12 protein-coding genes and 1 pseudogene are annotated in these 17,159 nt (G+C 48.0%); 10 read left to right on the top strand and 3 right to left on the bottom strand.

Going from position 1 to position 17,159, the window contains the following annotated elements; genetic code table 11:
* The first annotated feature begins 98 nt into the window (after positions 1 to 98).
* Complete coding sequence (locus tag EA14781_RS24675) at positions 99 to 155, top strand: type I toxin-antitoxin system Ibs family toxin (RefSeq protein ID WP_103054298.1); 57 nt, start codon at positions 99 to 101, stop codon at positions 153 to 155.
* A gap of 286 nt (positions 156 to 441) precedes the next feature.
* On the opposite strand, the gene yegD is transcribed toward EA14781_RS24675, so the two are convergent.
* Positions 442 to 1,794 carry a molecular chaperone gene (gene yegD / locus EA14781_RS05835; RefSeq protein ID WP_000469750.1) on the bottom strand — a complete coding sequence of 451 codons (1,353 nt, stop codon included), beginning with the start codon at positions 1,792 to 1,794 and terminating at the stop codon, positions 442 to 444.
* Between the two features lie 133 nt (positions 1,795 to 1,927).
* On the opposite strand from yegD, the gene alkA reads away from it, so the two are divergent.
* Positions 1,928 to 2,776, top strand: a complete 849-nt coding sequence (alkA, locus tag EA14781_RS05830; protein ID WP_024164765.1) for a DNA-3-methyladenine glycosylase 2 — start codon at positions 1,928 to 1,930, stop codon at positions 2,774 to 2,776.
* A 109-nt stretch (positions 2,777 to 2,885) separates the two neighbouring features.
* On the opposite strand, the gene EA14781_RS05825 is transcribed toward alkA, so the two are convergent.
* Positions 2,886 to 6,203 carry a diguanylate cyclase gene (locus EA14781_RS05825; protein WP_000043797.1) on the bottom strand — a complete coding sequence of 1,106 codons (3,318 nt, stop codon included), beginning with the start codon at positions 6,201 to 6,203 and terminating at the stop codon, positions 2,886 to 2,888.
* 317 nt (positions 6,204 to 6,520) lie between these two features.
* Here EA14781_RS05825 and udk point away from each other — a divergent pair, with 317 nt between their 5' ends.
* The 3 genes from udk (at position 6,521) to asmA (ending at position 9,710) form a co-directional block, all read left to right on the top strand.
* Positions 6,521 to 7,162 (top strand): uridine kinase, encoded by a 642-nt coding sequence (gene udk / locus EA14781_RS05820; RefSeq protein WP_001295424.1) that lies wholly within the window; start codon positions 6,521 to 6,523, stop codon positions 7,160 to 7,162.
* A gap of 91 nt (positions 7,163 to 7,253) precedes the next feature.
* Entirely contained in the window at positions 7,254 to 7,835 is a 582-nt protein-coding gene (dcd, locus tag EA14781_RS05815) for a dCTP deaminase (protein ID WP_001234780.1), read from the top strand.
* Between the two features lie 21 nt (positions 7,836 to 7,856).
* Positions 7,857 to 9,710: an outer membrane assembly protein AsmA gene (gene asmA, locus EA14781_RS05810; protein ID WP_001252283.1), complete on the top strand. Its 1,854-nt coding sequence runs from the start codon at positions 7,857 to 7,859 to the stop codon at positions 9,708 to 9,710.
* A gap of 449 nt (positions 9,711 to 10,159) precedes the next feature.
* On the opposite strand, the gene EA14781_RS05805 is transcribed toward asmA, so the two are convergent.
* Positions 10,160 to 11,743 (bottom strand): TerC family protein, encoded by a 1,584-nt coding sequence (locus EA14781_RS05805; RefSeq protein ID WP_000454704.1) that lies wholly within the window; start codon positions 11,741 to 11,743, stop codon positions 10,160 to 10,162.
* A gap of 563 nt (positions 11,744 to 12,306) precedes the next feature.
* Between EA14781_RS05805 and wcaM the strand changes: the two are divergent.
* From wcaM to neuB, 5 genes and pseudogenes are all read left to right on the top strand, one after another.
* Positions 12,307 to 12,891 (top strand): annotated as a pseudogene (gene wcaM / locus EA14781_RS26235) (colanic acid biosynthesis protein WcaM); the annotation flags it as partial.
* Positions 12,892 to 13,056: 165 nt separating this feature from the next.
* Positions 13,057 to 14,052: an N-acetyl-alpha-D-glucosaminyl-diphospho-ditrans,octacis-undecaprenol 4-epimerase gene (locus tag EA14781_RS05795; RefSeq protein ID WP_000999481.1), complete on the top strand. Its 996-nt coding sequence runs from the start codon at positions 13,057 to 13,059 to the stop codon at positions 14,050 to 14,052.
* A gap of 191 nt (positions 14,053 to 14,243) precedes the next feature.
* Positions 14,244 to 15,137, top strand: a complete 894-nt coding sequence (gene galF, locus EA14781_RS05790; RefSeq protein ID WP_001284967.1) for a UTP--glucose-1-phosphate uridylyltransferase GalF — start codon at positions 14,244 to 14,246, stop codon at positions 15,135 to 15,137.
* A gap of 356 nt (positions 15,138 to 15,493) precedes the next feature.
* On the top strand, positions 15,494 to 16,114 hold the full coding sequence (locus EA14781_RS05785) for an acetyltransferase (protein WP_000727832.1): 621 nt from the start codon (positions 15,494 to 15,496) through the stop codon (positions 16,112 to 16,114).
* Positions 16,115 to 16,116: 2 nt separating this feature from the next.
* On the top strand, positions 16,117 to 17,157 hold the full coding sequence (neuB, locus tag EA14781_RS05780; protein ID WP_000049446.1) for an N-acetylneuraminate synthase: 1,041 nt from the start codon (positions 16,117 to 16,119) through the stop codon (positions 17,155 to 17,157).
* The last annotated feature ends 2 nt before the right edge of the window (positions 17,158 to 17,159 follow it).

Here is a 17,159-nt window from a genome sequence, read left to right as displayed (position 1 = left end):
ACTGCATACATGGCGACAGGAGGTAAGCCGACGATTTCAGCGGGACGCTGAAACGGGAAAGCCCCTACCGGAGCAGGGGCCAGAAGAAGGAAAGGGTCATGATGAAGCTACTCATCATCGTGGTGCTCTTAGTGATTAGCTTACCGGCTTACTAAGACTACCAGGGCGGGGGAAACCCCGCTCAACCCTCACTCCTGAAATTATGTCACTCTCCCCTTACTGTCAATCTGCAATTCCTCGTTCTTGCGAGGCGAATAGAAAAATTATCTATGCTGCGGGGGATAATTCTGAAAGTTTCTTCGTTTGCCACCAGAGATTTTGCCAGTAACCCGGAGCCTCGTTGCCTTTGTATTGATATGGTTGATGGCGCTGTTACGACAGTCGGTCGAGAAAACGGCCCAGGTGCAGTCAGATTTAAGCTGCTGTTGAGCCACGTCTCCTTTAGCGAAAGACCACATCCGCCCAACGCGCCAGACCGGCAGTAACGGAGCCAAAATCGTCGCCGCCTTCAACCGGAATGCCCGGCAGTTGTTCTGCCAGTGCTTTTTTTATCAGCGGCGAACGGGCGCTACCGCCGGTCAGATAGATAACATCCGGTTTTTCCTGGGCGTTATCCAGCGCTAGTTGCACCTGTTCCAGAATGCGCGCCAGCGGTTGGTTGAGCGCGTTGTCCAGATCTTGTTGGCTAATATGTGTTGTCAGTTCGTCGCTGATAAATGGCAGTGATGCACAGGTTTTTGTTTCGCTGGAAAGGGCGATTTTGCACTCTTCCGCGCTGCGCACCAGTCGATAACTTAACCGCTGGCGCCAGACTTTTTGCAACAGAGCGACTTTTTCCGGCTCGCGGGCGTCGCGCACCAGATCGTTAAGCAGGCGACCATTAGCACTACTGTAGAAATCACTCTGGGCGGGCACATCGTTAATCGCCACCGCGTTCCACCACGGCAGAATCGGCAGGGCGATGCCTTTCTCGGTTTCGCCACCCATACCCAGCAGCGGCATCAGGTTTTTAAACGCCAGCGCGATATCCAGATCGTTACCGCCGATACGGCAACCACTGTGCCCAAGCAGACTGGCTTCACGATCGAGACGCGAACGCCACTGCGGCCCCATCAGCAGCAATGAACAGTCGGTGGTACCACCGCCGATATCCACCACCAGCACGCGTTTTTCTTCCTGCAACGTTGCTTCGTAATCCAGTCCAGCCGCCACCGGTTCATACTGGAAAACAACGTCGCGGAATCCGGCGCGTTTCGCTGCACGCTCCAGAATTCCCTGCGCCTGGGCGTTTGCTTCATCGCCGCCCAGTCCCTGGAAGTTGATCGGACGACCAATTACTGCCTGGGTAATCGCTTCCGGTAGTTGCGACTGCGCCTGCTGGCGAATATGCAACATCATTGCGCAGACTAAATCTTCAAATAGCGCCACTTGCTGTGGTTTTAATCCGCTGGCTCCGAGGAATGATTTCGGTGATTTTACAAACCATACTTCTTCTGGATCATCAATATATTGCGCCAGTGAAGCGAGACCAAACTGCACGCTTTTCGCCGTGATATCGATATCTTCTTCGCGATTATAACGAATCGCCCGACGCAAGAGCGCCTGCGTTTCATCGTCGTTTGCCGGAACCTCATGATGGCGGTACAACCACTCGCTGACCGCTTCACGTGTTGGCGCACAAAGCATTGAAGGCAGCAGCGTGCTGTCGTTTTCCATTTTCAGCAACTGTGGTTTGCCATCGCGCATTACCGCCACTGAACAGTTTGCTGTACCGTAATCAAAACCAATAAACACGAAATAATCCCCATGCCGGTGAAGAAGGGGCGTGACTTTAGCGAAATGTTGCTGTCGCGACAACCGGAATATGAAAGCAAAGCGTAGCGTCTGGATAACGTTTATGCTGAAAGCGGATGAACAAGGAGATGCGATGTATACCCTGAACTGGCAACCGCCTTATGACTGGTCGTGGATGTTGGGATTTCTCGCTGCTCGTGCAGTGAGTGGTGTGGAAACGGTTGCTGACAATTATTATGCCCGCAGCCTGGCGGTGGGAGAACATCGAGGCGTGGTGACGGTTGTGCCAGATATCGACAACCATTCACTACAGTTGAACTTGAGTACGGGATTAGAACCGGTTGCAACCGAGTGTCTGGTGAGAATCAGTCGTTTGTTTGACTTGCAATGTAATCCGCAGATGGTTAACGGCGCGTTGGACGCGTTAGGTGCGGCGCGACCTGGTTTGCGTTTACCCGGAAGCGTTGATGCTTTTGAACAGGGCGTGCGCGCCATTTTAGGCCAACTGGTGAGTGTGGCGATGGCGGCAAAACTGACCGCCAAAGTGGCGCAGTTATATGGTGAACGGCTGGATGATTTTCCTGATTATGTCTGCTTTCCGACACCACAACGGCTGGCGGCAGCCGATCCGCTGGCGCTGAAAGCGCTAGGGATGCCGTTGAAACGGGCAGAAGCTCTGATTCATTTAGCCAGTGCGGTGCTGGAGGGCTCCTTACCGATAACGACGCCTGACGATATTGAGCAAGCGATGAAAAGGTTACAAACTTTTCCAGGTATCGGACGCTGGACGGCAAATTATTTCGCCTTACGCGGCTGGCAGGCGAAAGACGTTTTTTTGCCAGATGATTATTTGATTAAACAGCGATTTCCGGGAATGACGTCTGCACAAATCCGCCGTTATGCCGAACGCTGGAGACCCTGGCGTTCTTATGCGCTATTGCATATCTGGTATACGGAGGGCTGGCAACCAGACGAAGCATGACGCTGGTCGCCGGATGCGGCTCGAGCGCCTTATCCGTTCTGGGGAATGAGCAATTTGTAGGCCTGATAAGACGCGCAGCGTCGCATCCGGCAATGAGTATTGGCAATATTCAGTTAATTGCAAAATAACGGCTATCCACCAGTAAATCCAACGGTTGAATGTTGGCAATCACATCGCCGTAAATCAGATCGACACCAATAGCGGAAAGGGTATCCATCACCAGCGGCAACGCCACAGGCCCAGCGATGGTTTTTACGCCCAACCGCTGGGCGTGGCCCTGAATAATCGAAATCAACATTTCATCCATTAAATTCCCCTGTACGCTGGCGGACAACTCGCTGTCGAGTAACAGATAATCCGCCATGTTTGCTTTCAGCGTATTGAAAATTTGTAGATCACGTCCCACCTGACTGAGCACAATACGGCAGTCCGCCAGTCGCAGTTTTTGAATGGCCTGTGCGTGATCGATGATGGCTTCAGCAGGAATAATCAAATGCAACAACCGCGGCGGTAGCGGGCTTTTTTCCAGTTGCTCAAGCAATTCGTCTACCAATGTAACGCTGCTTAAGCCGGCAACGGAAAAGGGGAGGGCGATGCTTAATCCTTTATCGGCAGCCGATTTTGCCGTTTGCTGGAAAAATTCATGCAATATCCTGCGGTCAAGGGCGTGACTGAGCGCCGGATCGCTGAAGCCGTGACGAAAAACGTGTTCATCAATAACATTGCCTTCGTCGTTCTGGAGCTGAAGTGAAATCAGCCACAAATTACATGTTTCCGGGATCCGTGGCGAAGCAACGCCGTGAGCGAACATCATGAGCTGATTTTCTTTAATCATCAGCCATTGTTCATCAGGCGGCATGACTGTCCGCTCGCTATGTGCCGTGGCTTGCTGTGGCTCGTAAACGGTTACCCGACCCCGGCCGCCATTTTTTGAGGCGTAACAGGCGATATCTGCCTGCGACATCACTTCTGCGGCCTGATGATTACAGCCATCAATCAGCGTAATTCCGGCACTGGCGCCGACCCGGTGTACATGCCCTTCCCATATAAAGTGGTAGTCATTTACCGCACCAATAATGCGTGTGGCGATAAAACGGGCGCTTTCGATGTTGCTGTCTGGCAACAGTAAGCCAAATTCATCGCCGCCGAGTCGTGCCAGTAAGTCACTGGAGCGCAGCATGCTTAACATTAGCGATGCCAGTTCGCGCAGCAGGGCATCGCCTGCCGCGTGCCCGGCGCTGTCATTCACCGCTTTAAAGTGATCAAGGTCGATAAACACCAGTGCGTGCCGCTGATGAGTACTGTTTACCGTTTGCAGCAACGTTCGCAGTTGTTTCTCGAAACTGGTGCGGTTAGCCAGGTGAGTCAGAGCATCATGGGAGGCGCTATAACTCAGCTGGCGCAGCATTTTGCGTGATTCGGTCACATCCTGAATCACCAGTACCGAACCAATATTACTGCCATCAAGAGTGCTTAACGGCGTAATGCTGTAATGTACGTCATAGCTGCCGCCATTACGGCAGTGAAGCACGACATCTTGTTCAATTGCTGAACGCGAGGTATCTGCACTGTAGATATTCTCCATCAGTGGACCATTGTCGCCAAAGGTAATATGTAACACTGTCAGCAACGGAACCCCCAGCGCCTCTTCTTGCGCCCACCCACTCATCTTCTCGGCGATCGGATTCATAAAGGTGATCTTCATTGCCAGATCAATACAGACAACTGCTTCACCGATGGAATCCAGCGTAATGTGTAGGCGCTCTTTTTCCTGGAACAGTGCTTCATTCAGTTGTTTAACTTCGGTCATATCCATATTAATGCCGAGCAGACGTTCAACTTCGCCTTCTTTATTCAGTACCCGATTAGCGAGGGAGCGGATATGACGAATACCGTCTTTCACGGCGATGCGAAATTCCAGCTTAAAGGGCAAGCGCGCCTGCAATGAATCGCGAATCACTTTTTCGGCGTGTTCGCGATCTTCCGGCAACACGCAGTCGTACCACACCTGCCAGTTTGGTTTGATATGTGGCGGAATTTCATACAGTTCGAACATCCGTTTATCCCAACTAAATATATTGGGCTTGAGTTCCCACTCCCAAATCCCAATTCCGCCCGCCTCGTTAGCCAGCGTGATGCGCTCCATGAGTTGTTTATTGACCTGCTCGGTGCGTTTGAGATCGTTAATATCTTCAATCTGGGCGATAAAGTAGAGTGGCGTGCCATCGGCGTGGCGCACTAATGAGACCGCAAGCAGCGCCCAGACAACGTCGCCATTTCGGGTGTAATAGCGTTTCTCCATCGAGTAGGTGTTAATTTCACCATTAACCAACTTTTCAACGTGTTGTAGATCTTTATTCAGATCTTCCGACCAGGTCAGTTGCTGAAAAGTGAGGGCGCGTAGCTCTTCCTGGCTGTAACCGAGAAACTGGCATAACGCTTTATTAGCTTGCAGCCATTGACCCTCGGTGCCGACTAACGCCATGCCAATGGCGGAATATTCCATGGCGTTGCGAAAACGTGTTTCGCTTTCTGAAATATGTTTGCGTTCAGCGCGAAAGGCGTACATCACCATAGTCATGATGTTGGCGGGTAAGAGGATCAGCAAAAATGGCAACCACGGCATATTGTTCATTACGTCGTTTCGCGGCGTGGTGAGCAGTAAAGGGTCTGCAGCCAGCATCAGCGATACCATCATCACCGTGGTGAGGAATATCAAAAAAGCCTCCATCCGCGGCAAACGTACAGCGCTCCACATCAGCAAGACAATGATGAAAGTAAAAGGCCACGGCAGGTACAGCATCGAAAGCCAGCTTAATGTCAGCGTGATGGCTAGCGTCAATAGCGTTTCAAACAACAGCCGGGGATTGCGATGGCGTAACAGGTAATGTGGTTTAAACAGCAGGCCCAGCGGCACTAACGCCAGTGCGCCGATGGATTCTGAAAGTACCCAGATTAAAAACGCTTTAAGCGGAGCATCGCCAGGCGTCAGTAAAACGACCAGCACACCGCCTAATACAGGCGGCACAACGGCGCTACCCAATGCGAGACGCAGCCAGTCAGCCAGATTTTGCAATGGGTTATGCCACGGTAACAATTTCCGCAGCAGCATCGCGCCAACCACGGCTTCAACAATGTTGATTACCGTCCAGGTCATGTTCAGTGAGCTGGTGGAAAAAAGCAGTACGGAGGCGGCGATGTTCCCCAGCGAGCAGCTCAGCGCGATCCCCGGCCACATGCGTCCGGCATGACGATAAAACGCCACCATCATAATGGACGTGGGAAACCACAATGGCGCAAGTTGCGTACCAAACTGCGACAGTTCGAGCGAGAAGAGAGTAAAAATAAACGAGACTAAACCTAAACTGACGAGGTGAAGCAGAGGATGGGGCAGGGCAATTAATACATGCTGTGATTGTTTGCTCATTACTGCTCTATCCGCATGGCCAGGTCATCAGTATTGTTCTCTGAGTTTATGCTAGTACAAAAGCTTTACATTTAATATGTTAATTGTTCATAAAGTGAGTGTGTAACGGATAATTTGCGCAATACTGCATAACATTTTTTACTTTGCGTTAAAGGCAAACAATTAAATTTGCGTCAGGGAATGGATTGCCAGCAATTGGGGGAAAATGGCGTCAGCGCTATTCGACTGGTATCACGCGGATGAAATCCCTATAATTGTCGCGTTTGGCGCTTAGGCGCCCCCTTCCTAACATCCAGGTTAATCAGGTCGCTAAATATATGACTGATCAGTCTCATCAGTGCGTCATTATCGGTATCGCTGGCGCATCGGCTTCCGGCAAGAGTCTTATTGCCAGTACCCTTTATCGTGAATTACGTGAACAAGTGGGCGATGAACACATCGGCGTAATTCCCGAAGACTGTTATTACAAAGATCAAAGCCATCTGTCGATGGAAGAACGTGTTAAGACTAACTACGACCATCCCAGCGCGATGGATCACAGCCTGCTGCTTGAGCATTTGCAGGCGCTGAAACGCGGCTCGGCTATTGACCTGCCGGTATACAGCTATGTTGAACATACGCGTATGAAAGAAACGGTGACGGTTGAACCGAAGAAAGTCATTATTCTCGAAGGCATTTTGTTGCTGACGGATGCGCGTTTGCGTGACGAACTGAACTTCTCAATTTTTGTTGATACGCCGCTGGATATCTGCCTGATGCGTCGTATTAAACGTGATGTTAACGAGCGCGGTCGTTCGATGGATTCCGTAATGGCGCAATATCAAAAAACCGTGCGTCCGATGTTCCTGCAATTCATTGAACCTTCCAAACAATATGCGGACATTATCGTACCGCGCGGTGGTAAAAACCGTATCGCCATCGATATATTGAAAGCGAAAATTAGTCAGTTCTTTGAATAAGTTTTGTGAATTATGTACCGTTCAGTGATAACCTGGTACGCCCTTGACGTAACTGGCGTTGAGGGCGTGATGCGCGAAAGGAGAAAATGCCATGCGTCTGTGTGACCGAGATATTGAAGCCTGGCTTGATGAAGGCCGTTTGTCGATCAACCCACGTCCACCTGTGGAGCGTATTAATGGCGCAACGGTGGATGTCCGGTTGGGCAATAAATTTCGTACCTTCCGTGGCCATACGGCGGCATTTATTGATCTGAGCGGTCCAAAGGACGAAGTGAGCGCTGCGCTTGATCGCGTGATGAGCGATGAAATCGTGCTCAATGAGGATGAGGCATTTTTCCTGCATCCAGGTGAACTGGCATTGGCGGTTACGCTGGAGTCGGTAACATTGCCAGCCGATCTGGTTGGCTGGCTGGACGGGCGTTCTTCACTGGCGCGTCTGGGACTAATGGTTCACGTGACAGCGCACCGTATCGATCCCGGCTGGTCTGGCTGCATTGTGCTGGAGTTTTATAACTCCGGTAAATTGCCGCTGGCGCTACGCCCTGGCATGTTAATTGGCGCGCTGAGCTTTGAGCCGCTTTCCGGCCCGGCTGCGCGTCCTTACAACCGTCGTGAAGATGCGAAATATCGCAACCAGCAGGGCGCGGTCGCCAGTCGAATCGATAAAGACTAATTCAGGTCCACTGAGGATGCCATGAGACGATTTCTGACGACGCTGATGATACTCCTGGTCGTACTGGTTGCCGGGTTATCTGCGCTGGTGTTGCTGGTGAATCCGAATGATTTCCGCGACTATATGGTGAAGCAGGTCGCTGCACGTAGCGGTTATCAATTGCAGTTGGACGGGCCGCTGCGTTGGCACGTCTGGCCGCAACTGAGTATCCTCTCTGGGCGAATGTCCCTCACTGCCCCTGGCGCCAGCCAGCCGCTGGTTCGTGCTGATAATATGCGCCTTGATGTGGCGCTTATGCCGCTGCTGAGTCATCAACTGAACGTTCAGCAGGTCATGCTGAAAGGGGCGGTGATCCAACTGACGCCGCAGACGAAAGAGGTGCGCGATGAAAACGCGCCCATTGCGCCGCGGGACAATACTTTGCCGGATCTGTCTGAAGATCGCGGTTGGTCATTTGATATTTCCAGCCTGAAGGTTGCCGACAGCGTGCTGGTATTCCAGCATGAGGATGACGAACAGGTTACGATTCGTAATATCCATCTGCAAATGGAGCAGGATCCACAACATCGTGGTTCGTTTGAGTTCTCCGGGCGCGTTAATCGCGATCAGCGCGATCTTAGCCTGTCGCTTAAAGGTACGGTGGATGCTTCTGATTATCCGCATGATTTAACGGCGGTAGTGGAGCAAATCACCTGGCAAGTGCAGGGTGCGGACTTACCGAAACAGGGCATTCAGGGGCAGGGAAGTTTCCAGGCGCAATGGCTGGAAGCCTCTAAGCGCCTGTCGTTTAATCAGATTAATTTGACCGCCAACGACAGTACGTTTGGTGGGCAAGCACAGGTGACTCTGACAGAGCAACCGGAATGGCAGCTAAAACTGCAATTTCCGCAGTTGAATCTTGATAACCTCATTGCGCTTAATGAAACTGCGAACAATAACAATGGCGCTGTTCAGCAAGGGCAAAATCAGTCAATGTTGCCGCGTCCGGTCATTTCTTCGCGCATTCATGAACCGCCTTATCAGGGGTTAAAAGGGTTTAGCGCAGATATTTTGTTGCAGGCCGATAACGTGCGTTGGCGTGGGATGAATTTTGCCAATGTCGCCACGCAAATGACCAACAAATCGGGCTTGCTGGAAATTACCCAACTGCAAGGCAAACTCAACGGTGGATTCGTTTCGTTGCCGGGAACACTGGATGCGACGTCTGCCAATCCGCAAATAACCTTTCAGCCGCGACTGGAAAACGTTGAGATTGGCACTATCCTGAAGGCGTTCAACTATCCTATTCCGCTGACCGGAAAAATGTCGCTGGCGGGTGATTTCTCTGGCGCAGACATTGATGCCGAAGCGTTCCGCCATAAGTGGCAAGGGCAGGCGCGTATTGAAATGGCCGATACACGCATGGAAGGGATGAACTTCCAGCAAATGATCCAGCAGGCGGTAGAACGCAACGGCGGTGATGTGAAAGCGGCTGAAAACTTCGATAACGTGACACGCCTTGAGCGTTTTACTACCGATCTGACGCTTAATAACGGCATTGTGACGTTAAACGACATGCAGGGCCAATCGCCAATGCTGGCGCTGACAGGGGCGGGAACGTTGAATCTGACAGAGCAGACTTGCGATACCCAGTTTGATATTCGCGTCATTGGCGGCTGGAATGGCGAAAGTAAGCTGATTGATTTCCTGAAAGCCACGCCGGTTCCACTGCGGGTATACGGCAAATGGCAGCAACTTAACTACAGTCTGCAAGTGGATCAGCTGTTGCGCAAACACTTACAGGATGAGGCCAAACGCCGCCTGAATGATTGGGCTGAACGGAATAAAGATTCGCGCAATGGCAAAGATGTGAAGAAGTTGCTGGAAAAGCTGTAAGTTTCCAGGTGGCCTGTCCTGTAGGCCTGATAAGACGCGAAAAGCGTTGCATCAGGCGTTCGTGGCGGCACCATTATATTTTGAATATGTAAGATCGAAGGCTGTTCCGTTCACTTTATGTTCCTCGCCACTATGAAACGCTCAAGCCGGTGAACGTGCCAGGGGGGCTCAATCGCCACCACCCTGGCAACCCGGGCTCCCGGCGGTAAATCGCCGCTGGCGCGGTCCCCTCATCTTATTCCTTTCGGCTATTGGGTACGGGCGCGAGGTAACGTCCCTGTAAAACGCGCCCTCAGCCACATCCATGTGGGCTGCCCCGACCTACAGGAAACGATTCGGCGATTTACAGCCGGACCAACACCCCGCTGTGATGTCCGTTTACCACAGACAGTGCTTCATTGCTGAAGTTATAAGGCGTTACGCAGCATCGGGTAATATGACCGATACCATCACACCTCGTACTCCATCTCGCCATCCTTGCGCAGCGGAATAATCTGCACCTTCTGCACGCGATGACTTTCAACCTGCAATGTTTTGAGCAAATAATCCCCCACCTGAACTTCTTCTCCCGGTTGCGGAATACGCTGTAAATACTCCATCAATAGCCCGGCAATGGTGTGATATTCCCGTTTTTCATCCAACGGCAGCGGTACATATTGCACCAGATCTTCCAGCGGCATATGACCATTCACGGTCCAGGAACCGTCCGCGTTTTTCTGTATATCATGCCGCGCGTCAATTTCTTCTGCTTCGTTTGGTAAGTTCCCGGCGATGGTTTCGGTGACGTCACTGAGTGTCACAATCCCCTCCACCGAACCAAACTCATCCACCACAAAAGCAAAGTGGGTACGGGCATTACGGAACTGCTCCAGGGCAGGTAACAACGGCAATGTTTCCGGGAACACCAGCGGTTGGCGAATCAGTACCCGCAGATTGAGCGGTTCGCCGCGCAGCGACTGTTGCAGCAGGTCGATAACGTGAACAACACCCAGCAAATCTTCCGCATCGTCACCGTCTGTAACTACCAGACGGGTGTGCTGGTTTCGCTCCAGCAACTCGCGGATCTCTTTTTCCGGCGCATTGAGATCAATATGCTCAATATCGTGGCGCGACGTCATAATGCTGCTGACGGTACGCTGGTTCAGATTGAGCACGCGCTCGATCATCCGCCGTTCCTGTGGATTAAAAATTTGTTGGTTGTCATGATCTACCAGCATTGAGGCGGTCTCTGCATCCAGTTCCGCATCCTCTTTTTGCCCGCTTAACAGACGCATCACCGCTTCAGTGGTTCGCTGGCGCAGGGTCTGGTTAGCAGAGAGAAAACGGCGTCGGTTAAAGATAGCTAACTGGTTGAGTGCTTCGATCATCACCGAGAAACCAATTGCGGCATACAGATAACCTTTTGGAATGACGAAACCGAAACCTTCCGCTACCAGGCTAAAGCCGATCATCAACAGGAAGCTCAGGCAGAGAATAACGATGGTCGGATGGCTGTTAACAAATTGTGTTAACGGTTTGCTTGCCATCAGCATCAGGCTGATGGCGATAACAACGGCAGCCATCATTACTAATAAATGATCGACCATCCCGACAGCGGTAATCACCGAGTCGAGTGAGAAAATGGCGTCCAGCACCACTATCTGCGTTACCACCCCCCAGAATTTCGCACCGCGTCGCTGAGTGGGGTTATTGCTGTCTTTTCCCTCCAGCCGTTCGTTTAGTTCCATAGTGGCTTTGAACAGCAGGAAGAAACCACCGAACAGCATAATCAAGTCGCGGGCGCTAAAGGTAAACGAGCGGAAACTAAACAGCGGCTGGGTCAGGGTGACCAGCCAGGAAATTGACGCCAGCAATAACAGGCGCATTAACATCGCCAGCAGTAACCCGGTTACTCGTGCGCGGTCGCGCTGTTTCGGCGGGAGTTTTTCGGCGAGGATGGCAATAAAAACCAGGTTATCAATGCCGAGGACCAGTTCGAGCACAATCAGCGTGATTAACCCAGCCCAGATAGACGGATCGGCAATCCATTCCATAGTAATTACAATACCTATTCGTTGGTTACTCTAAATAATTCGAGTGGCAGGAAGGCGGTAAGAGAGTGAATTCCCTGGTGCTTATTGAAGTCAGTGACCGGGGAAAACGAACACAACCGCAGCACCTGCAACTTGAATTATGATGAGTAATGATAAATGTCACCCTTCGATCATGGATAAATCAGGGCCAAAATGCAATGTTACAGCACCATTTATCCGACATTATCCTGGAGCTTATCGGCACAATATCCATCATTTGTTGTACGTGAGAGAATTATAATTCTGGTTAACAAATATTGTACAAGGGGATGTTGTATTAAAAGTCACCAGCCTAAAGAATGTACTAAAAAGCGTCGTGAAATACGCTTCATATAATTCCTGAAAATTGCTAATGGTTTTACCTGATAATCCATTAGTTGTAACACTGCCTCCTGCATTACTGGAGAGTCAATATTCAAATACCTTAATCACCACCCAGCGTTTCTTGCGGAATGGATAACGGGATACATTCTGGCAGGATAAAACGTTGTTGTGACGAATATCACAAATCTGGCTGCTGACCGCTACGCCATGTTGAGGATGACTGGCATTCCACCATTTGCAATATCACGCCAGATTCCAGTAGGAAAATGGGGATTGATAATACAACAGCTTGTATTTGCAATAGTGATAATTTCGTGGTTGATAATATTGATGTAATGAAAAGTGTGGAGATGTTAATCGGCTACGGTGCGATTAAAGGCAAATATCTCTCCATACTGCAAAACTTCGGACCAGATAATATTCATCTTGATAATGCTAACCGTGCTTGGAAATTACGCAGAATCTAAATCTTCGCAGGAAATCCCTCTTTGATCGTGCTGACCCGCATTGAAATGAAGTGTGCTTTGTTGGAACAATACGACAGGTTTTGACTTATTTTTTATTAAATATCAATAATATATTTGTATTCGTCGCTCGTCAGTATTGACCATGAGATTAGCCCTGCGCGAAGACGTCTGTGACTGGTTTATGGCAAAGGCCGAAACACGCTCGTTGCTGGAAAATGTTCATGCTGTGAATGAAAAGAACAAAGCTCCGTCGATATCGACAGAGGTAATCACCGTATTATTAATGTGGAAAAGATTAACTTTCGACAGCCAGAAGAGGGGAGGAGATTTGCGACCATTCATAAACTTACTGGATATAATGTTCTAAAAGATTATAATCCCCATACTAACTGTTAAAGCTGGGACTGGGCAGCATTGACTACTCAGGGAAGGTACTCATCTTTATCTTGTGTTTCTTACGTAACAACCAGACTAAAGTGATTTATGAACGATAACGTTTTGCTCATAGGGGGTTCCGGATTCGTAGGAACCCGACTAATTGAAACGGCAATTGCTGACTTTAATATCAAGAATCTGGACAAACAGCAAAGCCACTTTTACCCTGAAATTACGCAGATTGGCGATGTTCGCGATCAACAGGTCCTTGACCAGGCTCTGGCTGGATTTGATACCGTTGTGCTGCTGGCAGCGGAACACCGCGATGATGTTAGTCCTACTTCTCTCTATTATGATGTGAACGTTCAGGGAACCCGCAATGTGCTCGCGGCTATGGAAAAAAATGGTGTCAAAAACATCATTTTCACCAGTTCTGTTGCCGTTTATGGCCTGAACAAGCACAATCCTGACGAAAACCATCCACACGATCCTTTCAACCACTACGGCAAGAGCAAGTGGCAGGCAGAGGAAGTTCTGCGCGAATGGTACAACAAATCGCCAACAGAGCGTTCTTTAACCATCATCCGTCCTACTGTTATCTTCGGTGAGCGTAACCGTGGTAACGTCTATAACCTGCTGAAACAGATTACTGGCGGCAAGTTTATGATGGTTGGCGCGGGAACCAATTATAAATCTATGGCTTATATTGGAAACATTATCGAGTTTATCAAGTACAAGCTGAAGAATGTTGCCGCAGGATCTGAGGTTTATAACTACGTTGATAAACCAGATCTGAATATGAATCAACTGGTTGCTGAAGTCGAGCAAAGTCTGAACAAAAAAATCCCATCCGTGCACTTGCCATACCCGTTAGGGATGTTGGGCGGATATTGTTTTGATATCCTGAGCAAAATTACAGGCAAAAAATACGCAATCAGCTCTGTACGAGTCAAAAAATTCTGCGCAACAACACAGTTTGATGCAACGAAAGTACACTCTTCAGGTTTTGTAGCACCATATACACTGTCGCAAGGTTTGGATCGTACTCTACAGTATGAATTCGTTCATGCCAAAAAAGACGATATAACGTTTGTTTCTGAGTAATGTAGGCGAGTCAGAGAAAAAAGAACCTGGTTGGGCTACGATTATTCGGAAAGAGGTACTGATTAAATTATCAGTAGATGGATTTCCGAGTAATCTAAATAACCCAGATGCTGATGGTGTGTAGTGTTGTTGTCCGGTCTAACCTATGCCTATAAATTATGCACTATCAGCCACTTAGAGGTAGGAAAATAATGGCGAATTTAAAAGCAGTTATACCGGTAGCGGGACTTGGAATGCATATGTTGCCTGCCACTAAGGCGATTCCCAAAGAGATGCTACCGATCGTCGACAAACCCATGATTCAGTATATTGTTGACGAAATTGTGGCTGCTGGGATCAAAGAAATCCTCCTGGTGACTCATGCGTCCAAGAACGCAGTCGAAAACCACTTCGATACTTCTTATGAATTAGAATCGCTCCTTGAGCAGCGTGTTAAACGTCAGTTGTTGGCAGAAGTACAGTCTATCTGCCCGCCGGGCGTAACCATTATGAACGTGCGTCAGGGTGAACCTTTAGGTTTGGGTCACTCCATTCTGTGCGCCAGACCCGCCATTGGCGACAACCCGTTTGTCGTGGTGCTGCCTGATGTTGTTATTGATGACGCCAGCGCAGATCCGCTGCGTTACAACCTTGCCGCCATGATTGCGCGATTCAACGAAACGGGTCGCAGTCAGGTCTTGGCAAAACGTATGCCGGGTGACATTTCTGAATACTCCGTCATCCAGACTAAAGAGCCGCTGGATCGTGAAGGCAAAGTCAGTCGCATTGTTGAATTTATCGAAAAACCCGATCAGCCGCAGACTTTGGATTCAGACATCATGGCGGTTGGTCGTTATGTGCTTTCTGCAGACATTTGGCCTGAACTGGAACGGACTCAACCCGGTGCGTGGGGGCGTATTCAGCTAACTGACGCAATTGCTGAACTGGCGAAAAAACAGTCCGTTGACGCAATGTTAATGACGGGTGACAGCTACGACTGCGGTAAAAAAATGGGCTACATGCAGGCATTTGTGAAGTACGGACTACGCAACCTGAAAGAAGGAGCGAAGTTCCGCAAAGGGATTGAGAAGCTGTTAAGCGAATAAAGAACTGACCGAATGTAACGGTTGATAAGAAAATTATAACGACAGTGAAGATTCGCGGTGAGAATGAATCGCAACGAAGACTCTTGTCGTTGTTGTTTTATAAAACACCATAATAATAATGAGTTATTAATAGGCTTTTAGTTAAATTTTCCAGGATTTTCCTTGTTTCCAGAACGAATTGGTAAGACAATTAGAATAGTATCTTTTCATTATATCAAGTAATTGAGAAGGTTTTTTGATTCTAAAATATATTCCTGCAGTACGCTGGTAGCTGTTAAGCCAGGGGCGGTAGCGTGTCTTATGGATCCTTCTGTGGAAGATAAATTCAAATACTGAACCACACTTATGGTGCGTAAATGAAGAAAAAATTAATCATTATCGGAGCTGGTGGGTTTGCTAAAGCGGTAATAGATAGTTTGGATCATGATGAGTACGTTCTTGAAGGATTTATTGACTCTCTTAAATCAGGAATGCATCAAGGATATCCGATAGTTGGTCATTCATTAAGTGATATTCGTTTGCCAACTGATTATTATTATTTTATTGCCATTGGTGATCCTGACGATAGAGCATTGTGGTTAAGACAAATACGAGATCTAAAGCTTGACACCATAAATGTCATTGATAAAACGGCAATTGTTTCAATGAGATCATCTATCGGAACATGTATTTACATTGGTAAAATGGCTATAGTAAATTGCGATTCACAATTAGAAGATGGCGTTATTATTAATACTAGGGCTTTGATAGAGCATGGGAATTATATTTCATATTGTACAAATGTTTCAACTAATGTAGTCCTCAATGGTGATGTATATATCGGGGAGAAAAGTTTTATAGGTAGTTGTAGTGTAGTGAATGGTCAAATAAAAATAGGCAGGTCAACTATTGTAGGCTCAGGGTCAGTAGTTATTCGTGATATTCCTGATAATGTGGTTGTTGCAGGCACACCAACAAGATTAATAAGAGAAAGGTGAAAATGAGTAAAGTATATATTGTGGCGGAGATTGGTTGTAATCATAATGGTGATTATTTTCTTGCCAAGAAAATGATTAAAGAGGCAAAAGCCGCAGGTGTTGATGCAGTTAAATTCCAGACATTCAAAGCGGATCAATTAATTTCGAAGTATGCGCCTAAAGCTGAATATCAGAAAAAAGTTACAGGGAATGAGGAATCCCAGTTAGAAATGACAAGAAGGCTTGAATTACCTTATGAAGAGTTTATAAAGCTTGAAGAGTATGCAAAAGAGTTAGGTCTTGATGTCTTTTCAACTCCATTTGATCTTGAGTCGATTGATTTTTTGGCATCGCGGAATCAAAAAATGTGGAAAATTCCTTCAGGAGAAATCCTTAATTTACCGTATCTAGAAAAGATTTGTCGATTACCAATAAAGGATAAAAAAATTGTTCTTTCGACAGGAATGGCGACGCTTGATGAAATAAGAGAGTGTTTAAATGTTTTTAATAAAAATGGAATGTCTCCAGAAAATATAACGATATTACATTGCAATACTGAATATCCTACACCATTTGAGGATGTGAATCTAAACTCAATTCATGGGTTAAAGAAAGAGTTTAAAGAATATAATATAGGATTCTCAGATCATTCTCCTGGATTTTTCGCTGGAATAGCGGCAGTGCCCTATGGGATTACTTTTATTGAAAAACATTTTACTCTGGATAAAAATTTCGAAGGGCCAGATCATAAAGCATCTGTAACTCCTGAAGAATTACGTCTCCTGTGTCAGGGGATTCGTGAAGTTGAGAAATCTCTTGGTAGTTATATTAAATTAGTTACTAAATCTGAGCGGAAGAATAAAATTGTAGCGAGAAAATCTATCGTAGCCAAGCGTAATATAAAAAAAGGAGAAGTTTTTACAATTGATAATATTACGATAAAGCGACCTGGGAATGGAATAAGTCCTATGTATTGGTATGAGCTATTGGGTAAAAAAGCAGAGAGGGATTTCGATGAAGATCAACTGATCATTCAGTCTGGTTTTGTTGCTCAAGAGGTATAATA

This window comes from Escherichia albertii NBRC 107761 = DSM 17582 (genome assembly GCF_000759775.1).
GTDB lineage: Bacteria > Pseudomonadota > Gammaproteobacteria > Enterobacterales > Enterobacteriaceae > Escherichia > Escherichia albertii.
This window is presented reverse-complemented; position numbering and strand designations above follow the sequence as displayed.

Excerpts from the sequence above, each read along its gene's own strand:
- alkA (WP_024164765.1), top strand. The coding sequence starts at position 1,928 with ATGTATACCCTGAACTGGCAACCGCCTTATGACTGGTCGTGGATGTTG.
- dcd (WP_001234780.1), top strand. The coding sequence starts at position 7,254 with ATGCGTCTGTGTGACCGAGATATTGAAGCCTGGCTTGATGAAGGCCGT.
- neuB (WP_000049446.1), top strand. The coding sequence starts at position 16,117 with ATGAGTAAAGTATATATTGTGGCGGAGATTGGTTGTAATCATAATGGT.
- asmA (WP_001252283.1), top strand. The coding sequence starts at position 7,857 with ATGAGACGATTTCTGACGACGCTGATGATACTCCTGGTCGTACTGGTT.
- EA14781_RS05825 (WP_000043797.1), bottom strand. The coding sequence starts at position 6,203 with ATGAGCAAACAATCACAGCATGTATTAATTGCCCTGCCCCATCCTCTG.
- galF (WP_001284967.1), top strand. The coding sequence starts at position 14,244 with ATGGCGAATTTAAAAGCAGTTATACCGGTAGCGGGACTTGGAATGCAT.
- EA14781_RS05805 (WP_000454704.1), bottom strand. The coding sequence starts at position 11,743 with ATGGAATGGATTGCCGATCCGTCTATCTGGGCTGGGTTAATCACGCTG.
- udk (WP_001295424.1), top strand. The coding sequence starts at position 6,521 with ATGACTGATCAGTCTCATCAGTGCGTCATTATCGGTATCGCTGGCGCA.
- EA14781_RS05795 (WP_000999481.1), top strand. The coding sequence starts at position 13,057 with ATGAACGATAACGTTTTGCTCATAGGGGGTTCCGGATTCGTAGGAACC.
- EA14781_RS05785 (WP_000727832.1), top strand. The coding sequence starts at position 15,494 with ATGAAGAAAAAATTAATCATTATCGGAGCTGGTGGGTTTGCTAAAGCG.